The sequence below is a fragment of the Pseudomonas sp. Q1-7 genome (assembly GCF_028010285.1).
GTDB lineage: Bacteria > Pseudomonadota > Gammaproteobacteria > Pseudomonadales > Pseudomonadaceae > Metapseudomonas.
Genome location: NZ_CP116304.1, coordinates 2,005,606 through 2,019,324, shown reverse-complemented (window position 1 = coordinate 2,019,324; position 13,719 = coordinate 2,005,606). Strand labels below are relative to the sequence as shown.

The window sequence follows — 13,719 nt, the reverse complement described above, 5'->3', positions numbered from 1 at the left end:
CTACGGCCTGCTCGCCCCTACAGCCAGGCAGCCAGGTAGGTTGGACTGAGCCCGCGAAGCCCAACGCAGCGGCCTCTACCAGACCGCTGGGCTTCGCTTCCACCGTAAAACGACAAGGCCCGCACAAGGCGGGCCCTGTCGCTTACGCAAACCGTCACGCCGCGGCGGCAGTCAGCCCTGCGCGCATGTTCGCCGCATCGCGCACGAAGCAGCGCGCCGCCTGGAACAGTGCCAGCATGGTCAGGGTCAGCGCAGCCGGTATCAGGAACATGGCGTTGTGCAGACCCACGGCCTTGAAGGTTTCGTTCATCTCACTGGCGCCGGCCGCCAGCATCGCCGCCTGGGAATAGTGGTCAGACAGCAGCCCTACCACCACCGGGCCGAGACCGCCGCCGAGCAGGTAGAGGCCGGCGAAGAACAGCGCCATGGCGGTGGCCCGCAGACGCGGCTCCACCACGTCCTGGATGGCGGTGTAGACGCAGGTGTAGAAGTTGTAGGCGAATAGCCAGCCGAGGCTGAAGACGCCGACGAATACACCGATCTCGATGCGTCCGGCGAGCAGCGCAAAACCGGTACAGGCCGCCGCGATCGCCATGCTGAAGGCGGCCAGCAGCAGGCGTCCGCGCTCTGACTTCTGGTGCACCTTGTCCGCCACCCAGCCGCCGAGAGTCAGGCCCACCAGCCCGGTCAGGCCGGTGATGATGCCGGTGGAAATCGCCGCTTGTTCCAGCGACATCAGGAAGTAGCGCTGCAGCATCGGCACCATGAAGGAGTTCGTGGCGTAGGTGGCGAAGTTGTAGGTCAGGCCGGCCAGGGTCAGCCACCAGAAGGTGCGGATCGCCAGCACCCGGCGCAGCGGCTTATCCACCGGCACACTCTCCCGCACCTGCACCGCCTCGGCGGCGCCACGTAGCGGTTCCTTGATGAAGAACATGAAGATGGCCAGGATCAGCCCCGGCACGGCGGCAATGAAGAAGGGCGCGCGCCAACTGTCGAAGGCCTTGACCATGGCGCCGATGGTGAAGAAGGCCAGCACCAGCCCGAGCGGCAGACCAAGCATGAAGATGCCCATGGCGCGGGCGCGCTTGTGGGCCGGGAAGAGATCACCGATCAGCGAGTTGGCCGCCGGGGCGTAGCTGGCTTCGCCGATCCCCACACCCATGCGCACCAGCAGGAAGCTCCAGAAGTTCCAGGCCAGGCCGTTCACCGCCGTCAGTCCGCTCCACACCGCCAGGCCCCAACCCATGATCTTCTTGCGCGCGCCGGTGTCGGCCATGCGTCCCAGCGGCACCCCGGCGACCGCGTAGACCAGGGTGAAGGCGGTGCCGATCAGGCCGAGCTGGAAGTCGCTCAGGCTCCACTCATGGCGCACTGGCTCGATGATGATGGCCGGGATAGTGCGGTCGAAGAAGTTGAACAGGTTGGCCAGGAACAGCAGGAAAAGTACACGCCAGGCATTGGCCGCTTGGGGGGATTGCTGCATGGGTCGTCGGTCTCGTTGTTGTTGTAGGCGCCCGGACAACCGGCAGCCGGGTTCGAGCCTGCAATCTAGAGCGTCCTGCGGGGCGCTGTCTGCGAAAATCAGTTTGATTTATGTAACCCGATGCTGCCCGGAGGAACGCCGCCCCTTCCAGCCATCCCGCGTGGATGACCGTTCGGCGCCCAGGCACGTTCGTACAAGGTAGATGCCCCATGCTGGCTATACTGACGGCACTTCGCCAGCAAGCGCGCTCGCCCCGAAGTCGAAACTCGTGCATGGGAAACTCTCTATGGACTGGCTTGGCCTGCGTTTCGGAACCGAACTTCCCATGGATGGCCAGGTCCTGCTGGCCTGTACCCACAACAGTTGGCTGGTCCTGCTGGCGTTCCTGGTGGCGTCGGGGGCCGGCTACTGTGCCTTCGACATGGCCGAACGGGTGGCCCATGCCCGGCAGCCGGAAACCCGACGACGCTGGACCTGGCTCGGCGCCGCGTGCCTGGGCGGCGGCATCTGGGCGATGCACTTCATCGCCATGCTGGCCTTCGAAGTCCCGATCCCCATCAACTACGACATCCCCACCACCACCCTGTCCCTGGTGGTCGTGATCGCCGCCTCGCTGGTGGGCATGTACACCCTCGGCCGGCCCCAGGTCGAGCCGCACCATTACCTGGTGGCGGCCCTCGCCGTCGGCTTCGGCATCGCCCTCATGCACTACTGCGGCATGGCCGCCATCCGCTCGGTGGCGACCCAGTACTACCACCCCGGCATGGTCGCGGTGTCGGTGGGCGTCGCCATTGCCGCCAGCCTGGCCGCCATGCTGCTGTCCACCTTCTTCCGCGAACGCTGCGAGGGCCACCAACTGCTGAAGATCCCCGCCAGCCTGGCCATGGGCGGCGCCATCTGCAGCATGCACTTCACCGGCATCCTGGCCCTGCAGCTGACCGTACCGGCCGGCACCGAACTGCACCTCGCGCGCGCCGACAATGCCGTTCAGCTCGCCTTCAGCCTGGCGGTGATCGCCGGCATGGTGCTGGTGTTCGCCCTGGGCGTGGCCTGGGCCGACAAGAAGCTGCAACGCAAGGAGCGCGACCTGCAGCACGTCAACAATCTGCTGCGGGAACTGGAACAGGTGAAGGTGAAGCTGCAGAACGTCGCCCACTACGACGCCCTGACCAACCTGCCCAACCGCCGCGCCTTCAACGAATATTTCGCGGACAAGCTGCAGGCCCACGCACACGTCAATCGGCCGCTGGCGGTGATGTTCCTGGACGTGGACCACTTCAAGCGCGTCAACGACAGCCTCGGTCACGATGCCGGCGATGAATTGCTCAAGGTGGTGGCCGAACGGGTGCGCAGTGCGCTGCGCCGCGAGGACATGATCGCCCGCCTGGGGGGCGACGAATTCTGCGTGCTCGCCGGCCTGGGCAGCCTGGAAGAAGCCAAGGCCCTGTCGCAGCGCATCATGCAGCGCATGAAGGAGCCCATTACCCTGGCCGGGCGCAACGTCACCATGACCACCAGCATCGGCATCAGCCTCTACCCGGACGATGGCGAAACCTGCGCAGAGCTCCTCAAGCACGCCGACCTCGCGCTCTACCAGGCCAAGAGCAGCGGGCGCAACAACCTGCATTTCTTCAGCAACCACCTGAAGCACAAGGCCACCTTCGAACTGCAGCTGGAAGAGGAACTGCACCAGGCACTGGCTCGCGACCAGGGCCTGTTCCTCAACTACCAACCCATCCTCGACCTGCACAGCGGCCGGATCACCAAGCTGGAAGCCCTGGTGCGCTGGCAGCATCCGCGGTTGGGTCTGCTCATGCCGGACCGCTTCATCGGTATCGCCGAAGCCAATGGCTTCATCGCCGAACTGGACACCTGGGTGCTGCGCCGCGCCTGCCGGGATCTGGCCGGTCTGGCCGCCCGCGGTCTCCATGACCTGCGCGTGGCGGTGAACTGCTCGGCGCTCAGCCTCAGTTGCGATGAACTGGCGGACAAGGTGCAACAGGCCCTGCAGGAAACCGGCCTGCGCCCGCAACGGCTGGAGATGGAGGTCACCGAAAACGCCCTGATGAGCAACGTCAACCACGCGCTGCAGCAACTGGAGCGCATCCGTGGCCTGGGCGTGAGCATCTCCATCGACGACTTCGGCACCGGCTATTCTTCCCTGGCCTACCTCAAGCGCCTGCCCCTGGACACCTTGAAGATCGACCGTTCCTTCGCCATGGATATCCCCGGCAGCCATGCCGACATGGAGATCGTCCAGGCCATCATCGGCATGGCCCATACCCTGCACCTGCAGGTGGTCGCCGAAGGCGTGGAAAACCACGAGCAACTGGACTTCCTGCGCGACCAGGGTTGCGACTTCATCCAGGGTTACCTGCTCAGCAAACCTTTGCCACTCACCGCCGTGGAAGACTTCCTGCGCCACCCCCAAAAGCTGGGCAGCAGCAATGTGCTGCCGCTGCGGCCGGTGGATTCGAATCCGGCGTGAGTCGCCGTGGAGCCCGCGCAGCACTGCCCTGAGCAGGCGGGCTGATCGACGTTCGCCCTCAGCTCCGCCCCGGCTTGCGCTGCCGCAAGTACGCCAGGACCGCCGCCTGATCGCCAGCGAACTCGATGCGCGACGCCTTGCTCTCGCGCTGGAAGGCGTACATCGGGTCGTAATACTCGCGCAGCAGCCCTTCGATCCAGCCCCGGTGCAGGTCCACCTGGCCGCTGGCCTGCTGCTCGGCCAGGGCCTGGTCCATCAGCGCCGCCATGCGCTGGTGACGTTCGCCGCCCAGGCGCTTGAGGATGTTGTCCAGGCTTTGGCGCAGCCGCTCGGCAAAGCGGCTGAAGCCGTGCTCCTCACCGTGGGTGGCGATGAACTCGGCACAGAGGTTCACCACGTAGTCCCGCAGAATGCGTTCCACCCGGTCCTCGAAGCTGTCGTCCAGCCAGACCATGGGGAAGTGCTGCATCCCCTGGTACAGCTCCAGCGGCACCGAGCAACTGCCGACGATGCGGCCCTCGTCCTCCAGCACGAACTGCTGGTGGCCGGCGGCGCGTTTTTTCAGGATGTCGATGGCAAGCCGGTTCTCGAAATCGATCTGCGCCGGCTGCGGCGTGGCGCGCTTGCCGAAACTGGAACCCCGGTGATTGGCGTGGCCTTCCAGGTCCAGGCTGTTGGCCAACTGAGCGATCACATCGGTCTTGCCGGTGCCGGTGAGGCCGCCCACCAGCACGAAATCGCACTGCGCCACGGCCTCCTGGGTGGTATCCAGAAGGAAGGTCCGCATCGCCTTGTAGCCGCCTTTTACCCGTGGGTAGTCGATGCCGGCTTCGGTCTTCAGCCATTGCTGGACCAATTGCGAACGCAGGCCGCCCCGAAAACAGTAGAGATAGCCCTGGGGATTGGCGCGGGCGAAGGCCGCCCAGGCTTCGATGCGCTCGGCCTTGGTGGCGCCCCCGACCAATTGGTGGCCCAGGTCGATGGCGGCCTGCTGGCCGTGCTGCTTGTAGCAGGTACCGACTTTCTGCCGCTCGATATCGGTCATCAGCGGCAGGTTGACGGTATGGGGGAAGGCGCCCTTGGCGAACTCCACCGGGGCCCGGGCGTCCATCATCGGCAGGTCATTGAGAAAGATGTCGCGGTAATCGGCGGTGTCCGGGCGCATCAGTACACCTCGACCGCGAGACTCTGTCGCTCATGCAACTGGCCGATGGGGGCCAGCGTCAGGCCGAGCGCCTCGGCGGTGGCGAGAAATTCCGCCTCCCCTTCCGGGGTCACCGCCACCAGCAGGCCGCCGCTGGTCTGCGGGTCGCAGAGCAGCAGCTTCTGCACCTCGGCCAACGGCGCCAGGCGGTCGCCGTAGCTGTCGAAGTTGCGCAGGGTGCCACCGGGCACGCACCCCTGTTCCAGGTAGTACTCCACGCCAGGCAGGCTGGGCACCTTGGCATAGTCGATGCGCGCGGTGAGGCCGCTGCCGTCGGCCATTTCCACCAGGTGGCCGAGCAGGCCGAAACCGGTGACATCGGTCATCGCGCGGACTCCGGCCAACTTGCCGAAGCGACTCCCCGGCTTGTTCAGGGTGCACATCCAGTCGCGGGCCAGGCCGATGTCGGCCTCGCGCAGCTTGCCCTTCTTCTCGGCGGTAGTGAGGATGCCGATGCCCAGCGGCTTGGTCAGGTACAGCTTGCAACCCGCCGTGGCGGTGTCGTTACGCTTCATGTGGCGCTTGTCCACCACGCCGGTGACGGCCAGGCCGAAGATCGGCTCGGGCGCATCGATGGAGTGCCCGCCGGCCAGGGGAATGCCGGCCTCGTCGCACACCGAGCGGCCGCCGCGCACCACTTCGCGGGCCACTTCCGGCGGCAGCAGGTTCACCGGCCAGCCGAGGATGGCGATGGCCATCAGCGGGTCGCCGCCCATGGCGTAGATGTCGCTGATGGCATTGGTGGCGGCGATACGGCCGAAATCGTAGGGGTCATCGACTATCGGCATGAAGAAGTCGGTGGTGGACACCACGCCACGCGCTTCGTCCAAGGCGTATACCGCCGCGTCGTCCTTCGAGGCGTTGCCCACCCAGAGCTTCGGGTCGAGGTTCTGCGCACCGCTGCCGGCGAGGATCACCTCCAGCACCTTGGGGGAAATCTTGCAGCCGCAGCCCGCGCCGTGGCTGTACTGGGTGAGGCGGATGGGATCGGTCATCTGTCGGTCTCTTGCTGAATCAGTTTCTTGTGAACCGGAGGCTCAGGCCAGCCTGGCCTTCCAGTCCGCCAGCCAGCCGAGGCTGTCGGCGGTTACGCCCGCGGGCTTGTACTCGGCGCCCAGCCAGCCGGGGTAGTCGTCGTCCCGCAGGGCCTGCAGCGCGGGCTCGAAGTGGGTTTTGCCGCTGCCCGGCTCGCCACGGCCGGGGCAGTCGGCGAACTGCACATGGCCAATGCGCCCGGCCAGCAGGCGAATGCCCGCCGCCGCGTCCACGCCCTGGCGGGCCATGTGGTAGAGGTCGTACTGGGCGCTGAGGTTGGGGTGGTCGACATCGCGCAGCAGCTCATCCAGTTGCTCCGGGGTGTTGATCAGGAAGCCCGGCATGTCGAGCGGATTGACCGCCTCGCAGACCACGCCTATGTGCAGCACGGCGAAGGCTTCGGCGGTCTTGCGCAGGTTGGCGGCCAGGCACGCCAGGGCACGTTCGCGGGTGACGCCCTCGGCCTTGCGCCCGGCCAGCACATTGACGAAGCGCGGGCGGGTCATGGCGGCGTAGGCAAGCGCCTGCTCCAGGGCATCGTCGAACTGCTCCTGACGCTCGGGCACCGCGGCCAGGCCCGGGCCACCTTCCATCAGGTCGCCGGCTGGCAGGTTGAACAGGATCAGCGGCAGGCCGGCGGCCTCCAGCACTTCCTTCATGCGGATCGCCGGCAACTCGTAGGGAAACTGCACCTCGACGCCGTCGAAACCGGCGACGCGGGCAGCAATGACGCGCTCGATCAGCGGGCGGTCAGTGAACAGCAGGGACAGGTTGGCCGCGATCTTCATCAATGGTTCTCCCGGTACATTTCCACCAGCGTAGCCGGATCGCGCTCCAGATTGCCCTGGCTGCCGTGCAGGCGCATCAGCTGCGCCGCCAGCCCGCTGAGCGGCGTGGCCGAGTCATGCTCGCGGGACAGGCGCACGGCGGTATCGAGGTCTTTCAGCAGCGTCCGCACATGCCACTTGATGGGTTCGAAACGGCTCTCGGCCATCTGCGGGCCGAGTATCTGCAGCGGCTTGGAGTCGGCGAAACCACCGGCCAGGGCCGGCGCGATCAGGCTGGCATCCACCCCGGCCTTCTCCGCCAGGGCCACCACTTCGGCGATCACCAGGGCATTGCAGGCGACGATCATCTGGTTGCACACCTTGGTCACCTGGCCCGCGCCCACGGCGCCCATGCGGGTCAGGCGCTGGCCGAGGTGCGCGAGGATCGGGCGCACCCGCTCGACGTCCGGCTCATGTCCGCCCGCCATGATCGCCAGGGTGCCCGCCTCGGCGCCGGGGGTGCCGCCGGACACCGGGGCGTCCACCCAGCGCATGCCGGTGCGCGCTTCCAGCTCGGCCGCCATCTCGCGGGTGGCGGCCGGTTCCAGGCTGGAGAAATCCACCAGCACCTGGCCGGGTTTCGCCCCTTCGATGATGCCGCCCTCGCCGAACACCACCTTGCGCACCACGCGGGTGTCGGCCAGGCAGAGCATGACGATGTCCGCCTCGGCGCACAGCTCCGCCGGCGTCTTCACGCGGCGGGCGCCCGCCTCCAGCAGCGGCGCGCACTTCTCCGGGGAACGGTTCCAGACGGTCAGCGGAAAGCCGGCAGCCAGCAGGCGACGGGTCATGGGCAAGCCCATCAGGCCGATGCCGGCGAAGGCAATGGAAGGCAGGGAATCGGTCATGCCGGGACTCCAGGCAGTTGGCGAAACGCACATCTTAAACGCCTGGCCCGCAACGGGAAGCTTCCAAGACGGCGGGGGGCCACTATAATCCGCCTGCCTTTTCCGCTATTGAACCGGAGAATCCAATGTTCAAACGCACCTTGGCCCTCGCGGCCGGCATCGCCCTGTCCCTGTCCACCGTCGTTTCCCAAGCCGCCGACGTTCTCAAGGTCTCGGCCATTCCCGACGAAGCACCCACCGAACTGCTGCGCAAATTCAAGCCCCTCGGCGCCTACCTGGAGAAAGAGCTCGGCATGAAAGTGGAGTTCGTGCCCGTGGCGGATTACGCCGCAGTGGTCGAATCCCTTGCCGCCGACCGTCTCGACCTGGCCTGGCTGGGCGGCTTCACCTTCGTCCAGACCCGTCTGAAGACCGGCAACGCCGTTCCCCTGGTGCAGCGTGAGCAGGACGAGAAGTTCACCAGCAAGTTCATTTCCGCCGACGCCAATGTGAAGTCCCTGCAGGACCTCAAGGGCAAGACGTTCGCCTTCGGTTCGGTGTCCTCCACCTCCGGCAGCCTGATGCCGCGCTACTTCATGCAGAAGGACGGCATCGTGCCCGAGCAGTTCTTCTCCCGCGTCGCCTATTCCGGCGCCCACGACGCCACCGTGGCCTGGGTCCAGGCCGGCAAGGTGGATGGCGGCGTGCTCAATGCCAGCGTCTGGCAGAAGCTGGTCGACGCCGGCAAGGTCGACACCGACAAGGTGAAGGTCTTCGCCACCACCCCGACCTACTACGACTACAACTGGACCGTCCGTGGCACCCTCGACCCAGCCCTGTCCGAGAAGATCAAGCAGGCCTTCCTCGCCCTCGACCCGGCCAACCCGGAGCACAAGGCGATTCTCGACCTGCAGGCCGCCACCCGCTTCATCCCCACCAAGCCGGAGAACTACACCGGCATCGAGGAAGCCGCACGCTCGGCCGGCCTGTTGAAGTGAGCCTGACGCTGCACGGCGTGGACCTGGTCCACGCCAATGGCCAGCCGGCGCTCCGCGGTATCGACCTCAAGGTCGCCCACGGCGAAAGGGTCGCCATCATCGGCCCTTCCGGCGCCGGCAAGACCAGCCTGCTGCGCCTGCTCGCCACCCACCTGAAACCCGCCGCCGGGCAGCTCGAACTGCTCGGCGCGGCGCCCTGGGCACTCTCCGCCGGGGCCCGCCAGCGCCTGCGAGTCCGCATCGGCCTGGTCCACCAGGCCCCGCCGCTGCCACCGCGCCAACGCGTGGTCACCGCCGTGCTCGCCGGCAAGCTCGGCCAATGGCCGCTGGCCAAGGGACTGCTCAGTCTGCTGCATCCGCTGGACAGCGCCGGCGCCGCCGCTGCCCTGGGCCGCCTGGACCTTGCCGACAAACTCTTCGAACGCTGCGACCAGCTTTCCGGCGGCCAACTGCAGCGCGTGGGCATTGCCCGGGTGCTCTACCAGGCACCGGAACTGATCCTCGCCGACGAACCGGTTTCCGCCATGGACCCGGTACTGGCCGACCACACCCTCGGGGTGCTCTGCGCCGACGCCAGCCGTCGTGGCGTCACCCTGCTGGCCAGCCTGCACGCGGTGGAACTGGCGCTGGCGCACTTCCCGCGCATCGTCGGCGTGCGCGACGGCCGCATCGCCTTCGACCGTCCCCGCACAGCGGTGACCCAGGCGGACCTGGACGCCCTCTACGCCAACGAGCAACTGCGTGGCGACCAACCCTCATCACCTCCCGTCGCGCCGGCCGTGCTGCACATTCCACGATGCTGAACGCCCAGCCCCGCGACCCGGCCGCCCTACCGCGGCTGCTGCTCACCCTGCTGGCCCTGGCGCTGCTCTGGCCCGGCCTGCGGCTGAGCGAGTTGAACCCGGCGGTGCTGCTGGACGAGGACAATGCCCGCACCATGGGCCAATTCCTTTCCGCCTTCTGGCCGCCGGAGCACGGCGAGGAATTCCTTCTTCTATTAGGCCGCGCTACCCTCGAAACCCTGGCCATCGCCACCGCCGGCATGAGCCTGGCACTGCTGATCGCGCTGCCCGCCTCGCTCTGGGCCAGCCGTGCGCTATCCCTTTCCGCCCTGCCCCGTGGCGGCCGCCCGGCCTGGTGGGCGCAGGCCCTGCGCTGGCCGGTGCGCGGGCTGCTGATCTTCCTGCGCAGCGTGCCGGAAATCGTCTGGGCGCTGCTGTTCGTCCGCGCCGTCGGCCTGGGCCCTACCGCCGGGGTGCTGGCCATCGCCATCACCTACAGCGGCATGCTCGGCAAGGTCTACGCGGAAATCTTCGAATCGGTCGACCCGCGCCCCACCCGCGCCCTGCTCGCCGCCGGCAGCCCGCGCCTGGCCGCCTTCGCCTATGGCGTGCTGCCCAGCGCGGCGGCGGAGATGATTTCCTACAGCGTGTACCGCTGGGAGTGCGCGGTGCGCGCCTCGGTGGTGATGGGCTTCGTCGGCGCCGGCGGCCTGGGTCAGCAAATGGACCTGTCCATGCGCATGTTCGCCGGCGGCGAAGTCGCCAGCATGCTGCTGACCTTCCTCGCCCTGGTGCTGCTGGCCGACCAGCTCAGCCGCTTCCTGCGCGGGAGGTTCGCATGAGGGTGGGCAATCTGCTGGTGATCCTCGCCCTGCTGGTGGCGGTGATCGCGTCCTTCATCGGCCTGGGCATCGACCTCGGCGCCCTGGTGAGCGGCGACGCGCCAGCGCAGATGGCCAGCTACGCAGCGCGTTTCCTGCAGCCGGACTTCTCCACGCCACACCTCGCGGCCATCGGCCGGGGCGCCCTGGAGACGCTCGCCATGTCGGCCCTCGGCACCCTGCTGGCGGCGCTGCTCGGCCTGCTCTTCGCCCTGCCCGCCGCCGGCCGCTTCGGCGGAGTCGCCCAGGGCGCGGCGCGGCTGCTGCTGAACGCACTGCGCGCGGTGCCGGAACTGGTCTGGGCCGCCCTGATGGTGCTGGCCGCCGGCCTCGGCCCGAACGCCGGCACGCTGGCGTTGGCCCTGCACACCGCCGGTGTGCTCGGCCGCCTGTTCGCCGAAGCCCTGGAAAACACCCCACCGGAACCCGCCGAGGCCATTCGCCTGAACGGCGGCGGCCGCATCGCGGCCTTCTGCTACGGAACCTTGCCGGGCGTCTGGCCGCAGTTGGTGGCCTACATGCTCTATCGCTGGGAGAACAACATCCGCATGGCCAGCGTGCTCGGCTTCGTCGGGGCCGGCGGCCTGGGGCAGATGCTCTACATGAGCCTGTCGCTGTTCCAGGAAGCCCAGGCGGCCAGCGTGATCCTCGCCATGCTGACCCTGGTGCTGGGCGTGGACGCCCTGAGCGGCTGGATACGCCAGCGCTGGGTCAGCGCGTAGAGGATGGAGTGAGCTGAGTTCGAGTCGGCATGCGCCTCGTTGGGTTTCGTTCCTCTACCCCACCTACGGGAGTCGCAGGATGGCGTAGAGCGAAACGAAACCCATCAGCAAGGGCGGCAAGCGGCTCAGAATCGGTCTTTCTCGAGATGGTCGAAGTTCACCGCCTCGCCAGGCGCGGCGCCCAGGATGCGACGGATGTCCTCGAAGACCTGGTCGTATTCCTTGTGGTTGCGCATGATCAGGGTGCTGTTGGGGTGCAGCCCATGCTTCACCGCGGCCTTGCTCAGGACGCTGGCGAAGTTGAAGGCGGTGTCGCGGTGCAACTCGAACTCTTCCTCGAACGGCTTGCCGTCGATCTCGCCCACCATGCGGAAATGCAGCATGGTGCCTTCCTGTGCATTCGGGCGCGCTTCGTAATAGATGTCGACGGAGAACTGCTGCCCCGGGAAGCCGGGCAGGTTAGCCCGATGGATATGGCCTGGCTCGAACATGATGACGCTCCCTGTGGATATCGAAGAGAAGTAGAAGGTGGATTGAGTCTAGCTCGCCCCACCGGCTTTGCCGTTGCCCCAGACCGGTGCATGACCGGGCGGACGGCACACTCTTGGACCCCGTCCCTGGCGTCCTTCCGGGCGCCCCGTCAGTGACGGGTGGGCGCCTCGTCCCGCTCCTGGATCAGCACCCAGGGCGCCACCACCACCGCCCACAGCTTAGGGTCGCGCGCCAGCAGGTCCTGGGCGCGCATCTCCTCCACCTTGCTCAGTTTGCCGGCAGCCAGCAGGGCCGCCACCTGGGGCTTGTCGTCCTCGGCTACCGCCAGGGCCACGCCCACCAGGTCTTCGGCGCCATCCACCCACAGCAGGGCGCCACGGGCGAAGAAGGGCTGCAACTCCTCCCAGGTGATGGCGGCGGTTTCGCCGAGCAGCTTGGCATAGAGGGTGCTAGCGTTGTCGTTCATGGCTTGTTTTGTGTTGGTTGGTAACGAATGGATTGGGGGGCGCAATGATAGCGTCGGTCAACATTCAGACAAGCCCATCCCGACGATGCCAACCACCGACGAGACACGCCGTATTTCTATACGTTTGTTTCGATTAAGCGACACAAGATCATTCCGCCATCAAAACCCGACTTTTCAAGCCGCAAATCAGCAATCTACACTGTTCCGGTACAGTTGCCGGGGCGTGTTGGCGGGGTGCAATTCCCTGTCCCGTAGCTTCGGCAAACAGGACAACAACAACGAAAAACACAAGAGTGGAGCACTATGAATAAGGCTACCAAGCAGATTTCCAAACTGTTCGCCGCCATGGCTCTCGCCGGTGCCGCCAGCTACTCCGTAGCAGCCGACACCATCAAGATCGCCCTGGCTGGCCCGGTGACCGGTGCGGTCGCCCAGTACGGTGAGATGCAGTTCATTGGCGCGAAAATGGCAATCGAGCAGATCAACAAGGCCGGCGGGGTGAACGGTGCTCAGCTCGAAGGCGTGGTCTACGACGACGCATGCGACCCGAAACAGGCCGTTGCCGTAGCCAACAAGATCGTCAACGACGGCATCCACTACGTGGTTGGCCACCTCTGCTCCAGCTCCACCCAGCCCGCCTCCGACATCTATGAAGACGAAGGCATCCTGATGATCACCGCGGCGTCCACCAGCCCGGACATCACCTCCCGTGGCTACCAGCTGGTGTTCCGCACCATCGGCCTGGACAGCCTGCAGGGCCCGACCGCCGGCAACTTCATCGCCGACCACATCAAGCCGAAGTCCGTTGCCGTCATCCATGACAAGCAGCAGTACGGCGAAGGCATCGCCACCGCCGTGAAGCAGACCCTGGAGTCCAAGGGCATCAAGGTGCCGATGTTCGAAGGCATCAACGCCGGCGACAAGGACTTCTCCACCATCGTCGCCAAGCTGAAGCAGAGCGGTGTGGACTTCGTCTACTACGGCGGCTACCACCCGGAACTCGGTCTGCTGCTGCGCCAATCGTCTGAGAAAGGCCTGAAAGTACGCTTCATGGGTCCGGAAGGCGTGGGCAACAAAGAGCTGTCCGCCATCGCCGGCCCGGCTTCCGAAGGCCTGCTGGTGACCCTGCCGAAGTCCTTCGACCAGGATCCGAAGAACCAGGCCCTGGTAGACGCCTTCAAGGCCAAGAACGAAGACCCGACCGGTCCGTTCGTGTTCCCGGCCTACGCGGCTGTGCAGGTCATCGCCGAAGGCATCAAGAAAGCCGGCGACAACGACACCACCAAGGTTGCCGCCGCCCTGCGCGCCAACTCGTTCGAAACCCCGACCGGTACCCTGGCCTTCGACGAGAAGGGCGATCTGAAGGACTTCAGCTTCGTGGTGTACGAGTGGCACAAGGACGGCACCAAAACCGAAGCTAAATAAGCTTCCCGCCTGAACGCAAAGCCCACTGCTCGCGCAGTGGGCTTTGTTTATCCGTGTTTTACGGGCTCCGCTGCGCCACAAGCGCCGCT

General features: G+C 66.4%; 13 protein-coding genes. 6 read left to right on the top strand and 7 right to left on the bottom strand.

Going from position 1 to position 13,719, the window contains the following annotated elements:
* Positions 1 to 154 precede the first annotated feature (154 nt).
* Positions 155 to 1,483, bottom strand: a complete 1,329-nt coding sequence (locus PJW05_RS09360) for a spinster family MFS transporter (RefSeq protein ID WP_271411437.1) — start codon at positions 1,481 to 1,483, stop codon at positions 155 to 157.
* A 286-nt stretch (positions 1,484 to 1,769) separates the two neighbouring features.
* Between PJW05_RS09360 and PJW05_RS09355 the strand changes: the two genes are divergently transcribed.
* A complete protein-coding gene (locus tag PJW05_RS09355; RefSeq protein WP_271411436.1) occupies positions 1,770 to 3,971 on the top strand; it encodes a putative bifunctional diguanylate cyclase/phosphodiesterase in 2,202 nt (733 codons plus the stop codon).
* A gap of 58 nt (positions 3,972 to 4,029) precedes the next feature.
* On the opposite strand, the gene mnmH is transcribed toward PJW05_RS09355, so the two are convergent.
* The 4 genes from mnmH to PJW05_RS09335 are packed head-to-tail and all read right to left on the bottom strand — an operon-like array spanning position 4,030 to position 7,885.
* Positions 4,030 to 5,136: a tRNA 2-selenouridine(34) synthase MnmH gene (gene mnmH / locus PJW05_RS09350; protein WP_271411435.1), complete on the bottom strand. Its 1,107-nt coding sequence runs from the start codon at positions 5,134 to 5,136 to the stop codon at positions 4,030 to 4,032.
* Positions 5,136 to 6,170: a selenide, water dikinase SelD gene (selD, locus tag PJW05_RS09345; protein ID WP_271411434.1), complete on the bottom strand. Its 1,035-nt coding sequence runs from the start codon at positions 6,168 to 6,170 to the stop codon at positions 5,136 to 5,138. Before selD ends, mnmH begins: the two co-directional genes overlap by 1 nt.
* A 42-nt stretch (positions 6,171 to 6,212) precedes the next feature.
* Positions 6,213 to 6,998 carry a hydroxypyruvate isomerase family protein gene (locus PJW05_RS09340; protein WP_271411433.1) on the bottom strand — a complete coding sequence of 262 codons (786 nt, stop codon included), beginning with the start codon at positions 6,996 to 6,998 and terminating at the stop codon, positions 6,213 to 6,215.
* Positions 6,998 to 7,885, bottom strand: a complete 888-nt coding sequence (locus PJW05_RS09335; protein ID WP_271411432.1) for an NAD(P)-dependent oxidoreductase — start codon at positions 7,883 to 7,885, stop codon at positions 6,998 to 7,000. Before PJW05_RS09335 ends, PJW05_RS09340 begins: the two co-directional genes overlap by 1 nt.
* Before the next feature lie 125 nt (positions 7,886 to 8,010).
* Between PJW05_RS09335 and PJW05_RS09330 the strand changes: the two genes are divergently transcribed.
* The 4 genes from PJW05_RS09330 to phnE are packed head-to-tail and all read left to right on the top strand — an operon-like array spanning position 8,011 to position 11,247.
* On the top strand, positions 8,011 to 8,862 hold the full coding sequence (locus tag PJW05_RS09330; RefSeq protein ID WP_271411431.1) for a putative selenate ABC transporter substrate-binding protein: 852 nt from the start codon (positions 8,011 to 8,013) through the stop codon (positions 8,860 to 8,862).
* Complete coding sequence (locus PJW05_RS09325; RefSeq protein WP_271411430.1) at positions 8,859 to 9,665, top strand: phosphonate ABC transporter ATP-binding protein; 807 nt, start codon at positions 8,859 to 8,861, stop codon at positions 9,663 to 9,665. The genes PJW05_RS09330 and PJW05_RS09325 overlap by 4 nt, the downstream gene beginning before the upstream one ends.
* Positions 9,659 to 10,486, top strand: a complete 828-nt coding sequence (locus PJW05_RS09320; RefSeq protein WP_271411429.1) for a PhnE/PtxC family ABC transporter permease — start codon at positions 9,659 to 9,661, stop codon at positions 10,484 to 10,486. The genes PJW05_RS09325 and PJW05_RS09320 overlap by 7 nt, the downstream gene beginning before the upstream one ends.
* Positions 10,483 to 11,247 carry a phosphonate ABC transporter, permease protein PhnE gene (phnE, locus tag PJW05_RS09315; protein ID WP_271411428.1) on the top strand — a complete coding sequence of 255 codons (765 nt, stop codon included), beginning with the start codon at positions 10,483 to 10,485 and terminating at the stop codon, positions 11,245 to 11,247. Before PJW05_RS09320 ends, phnE begins: the two co-directional genes overlap by 4 nt.
* A gap of 125 nt (positions 11,248 to 11,372) precedes the next feature.
* Here the strand turns inward: phnE and PJW05_RS09310 are convergent, their stop codons facing one another.
* The gene (locus PJW05_RS09310) at positions 11,373 to 11,738 is read right to left on the bottom strand and encodes a DUF5064 family protein (protein WP_271411427.1); all 366 of its coding nucleotides are present in this window, start codon (positions 11,736 to 11,738) and stop codon (positions 11,373 to 11,375) included.
* 149 nt (positions 11,739 to 11,887) lie between these two features.
* Positions 11,888 to 12,205 carry a DUF2288 domain-containing protein gene (locus PJW05_RS09305; RefSeq protein ID WP_271411426.1) on the bottom strand — a complete coding sequence of 106 codons (318 nt, stop codon included), beginning with the start codon at positions 12,203 to 12,205 and terminating at the stop codon, positions 11,888 to 11,890.
* Between the two features lie 303 nt (positions 12,206 to 12,508).
* Between PJW05_RS09305 and PJW05_RS09300 the strand changes: the two genes are divergently transcribed.
* Positions 12,509 to 13,630 carry a branched-chain amino acid ABC transporter substrate-binding protein gene (locus tag PJW05_RS09300; RefSeq protein WP_271411425.1) on the top strand — a complete coding sequence of 374 codons (1,122 nt, stop codon included), beginning with the start codon at positions 12,509 to 12,511 and terminating at the stop codon, positions 13,628 to 13,630.
* The last annotated feature ends 89 nt before the right edge of the window (positions 13,631 to 13,719 follow it).

Excerpts from the sequence above, each read along its gene's own strand:
- PJW05_RS09360 (WP_271411437.1), bottom strand. The coding sequence starts at position 1,483 with ATGCAGCAATCCCCCCAAGCGGCCAATGCCTGGCGTGTACTTTTCCTG.
- PJW05_RS09355 (WP_271411436.1), top strand. The coding sequence starts at position 1,770 with ATGGACTGGCTTGGCCTGCGTTTCGGAACCGAACTTCCCATGGATGGC.
- mnmH (WP_271411435.1), bottom strand. The coding sequence starts at position 5,136 with ATGCGCCCGGACACCGCCGATTACCGCGACATCTTTCTCAATGACCTG.
- selD (WP_271411434.1), bottom strand. The coding sequence starts at position 6,170 with ATGACCGATCCCATCCGCCTCACCCAGTACAGCCACGGCGCGGGCTGC.
- PJW05_RS09340 (WP_271411433.1), bottom strand. The coding sequence starts at position 6,998 with ATGAAGATCGCGGCCAACCTGTCCCTGCTGTTCACTGACCGCCCGCTG.
- PJW05_RS09335 (WP_271411432.1), bottom strand. The coding sequence starts at position 7,885 with ATGACCGATTCCCTGCCTTCCATTGCCTTCGCCGGCATCGGCCTGATG.
- PJW05_RS09330 (WP_271411431.1), top strand. The coding sequence starts at position 8,011 with ATGTTCAAACGCACCTTGGCCCTCGCGGCCGGCATCGCCCTGTCCCTG.
- PJW05_RS09320 (WP_271411429.1), top strand. The coding sequence starts at position 9,659 with ATGCTGAACGCCCAGCCCCGCGACCCGGCCGCCCTACCGCGGCTGCTG.
- phnE (WP_271411428.1), top strand. The coding sequence starts at position 10,483 with ATGAGGGTGGGCAATCTGCTGGTGATCCTCGCCCTGCTGGTGGCGGTG.
- PJW05_RS09310 (WP_271411427.1), bottom strand. The coding sequence starts at position 11,738 with ATGTTCGAGCCAGGCCATATCCATCGGGCTAACCTGCCCGGCTTCCCG.
- PJW05_RS09305 (WP_271411426.1), bottom strand. The coding sequence starts at position 12,205 with ATGAACGACAACGCTAGCACCCTCTATGCCAAGCTGCTCGGCGAAACC.
- PJW05_RS09300 (WP_271411425.1), top strand. The coding sequence starts at position 12,509 with ATGAATAAGGCTACCAAGCAGATTTCCAAACTGTTCGCCGCCATGGCT.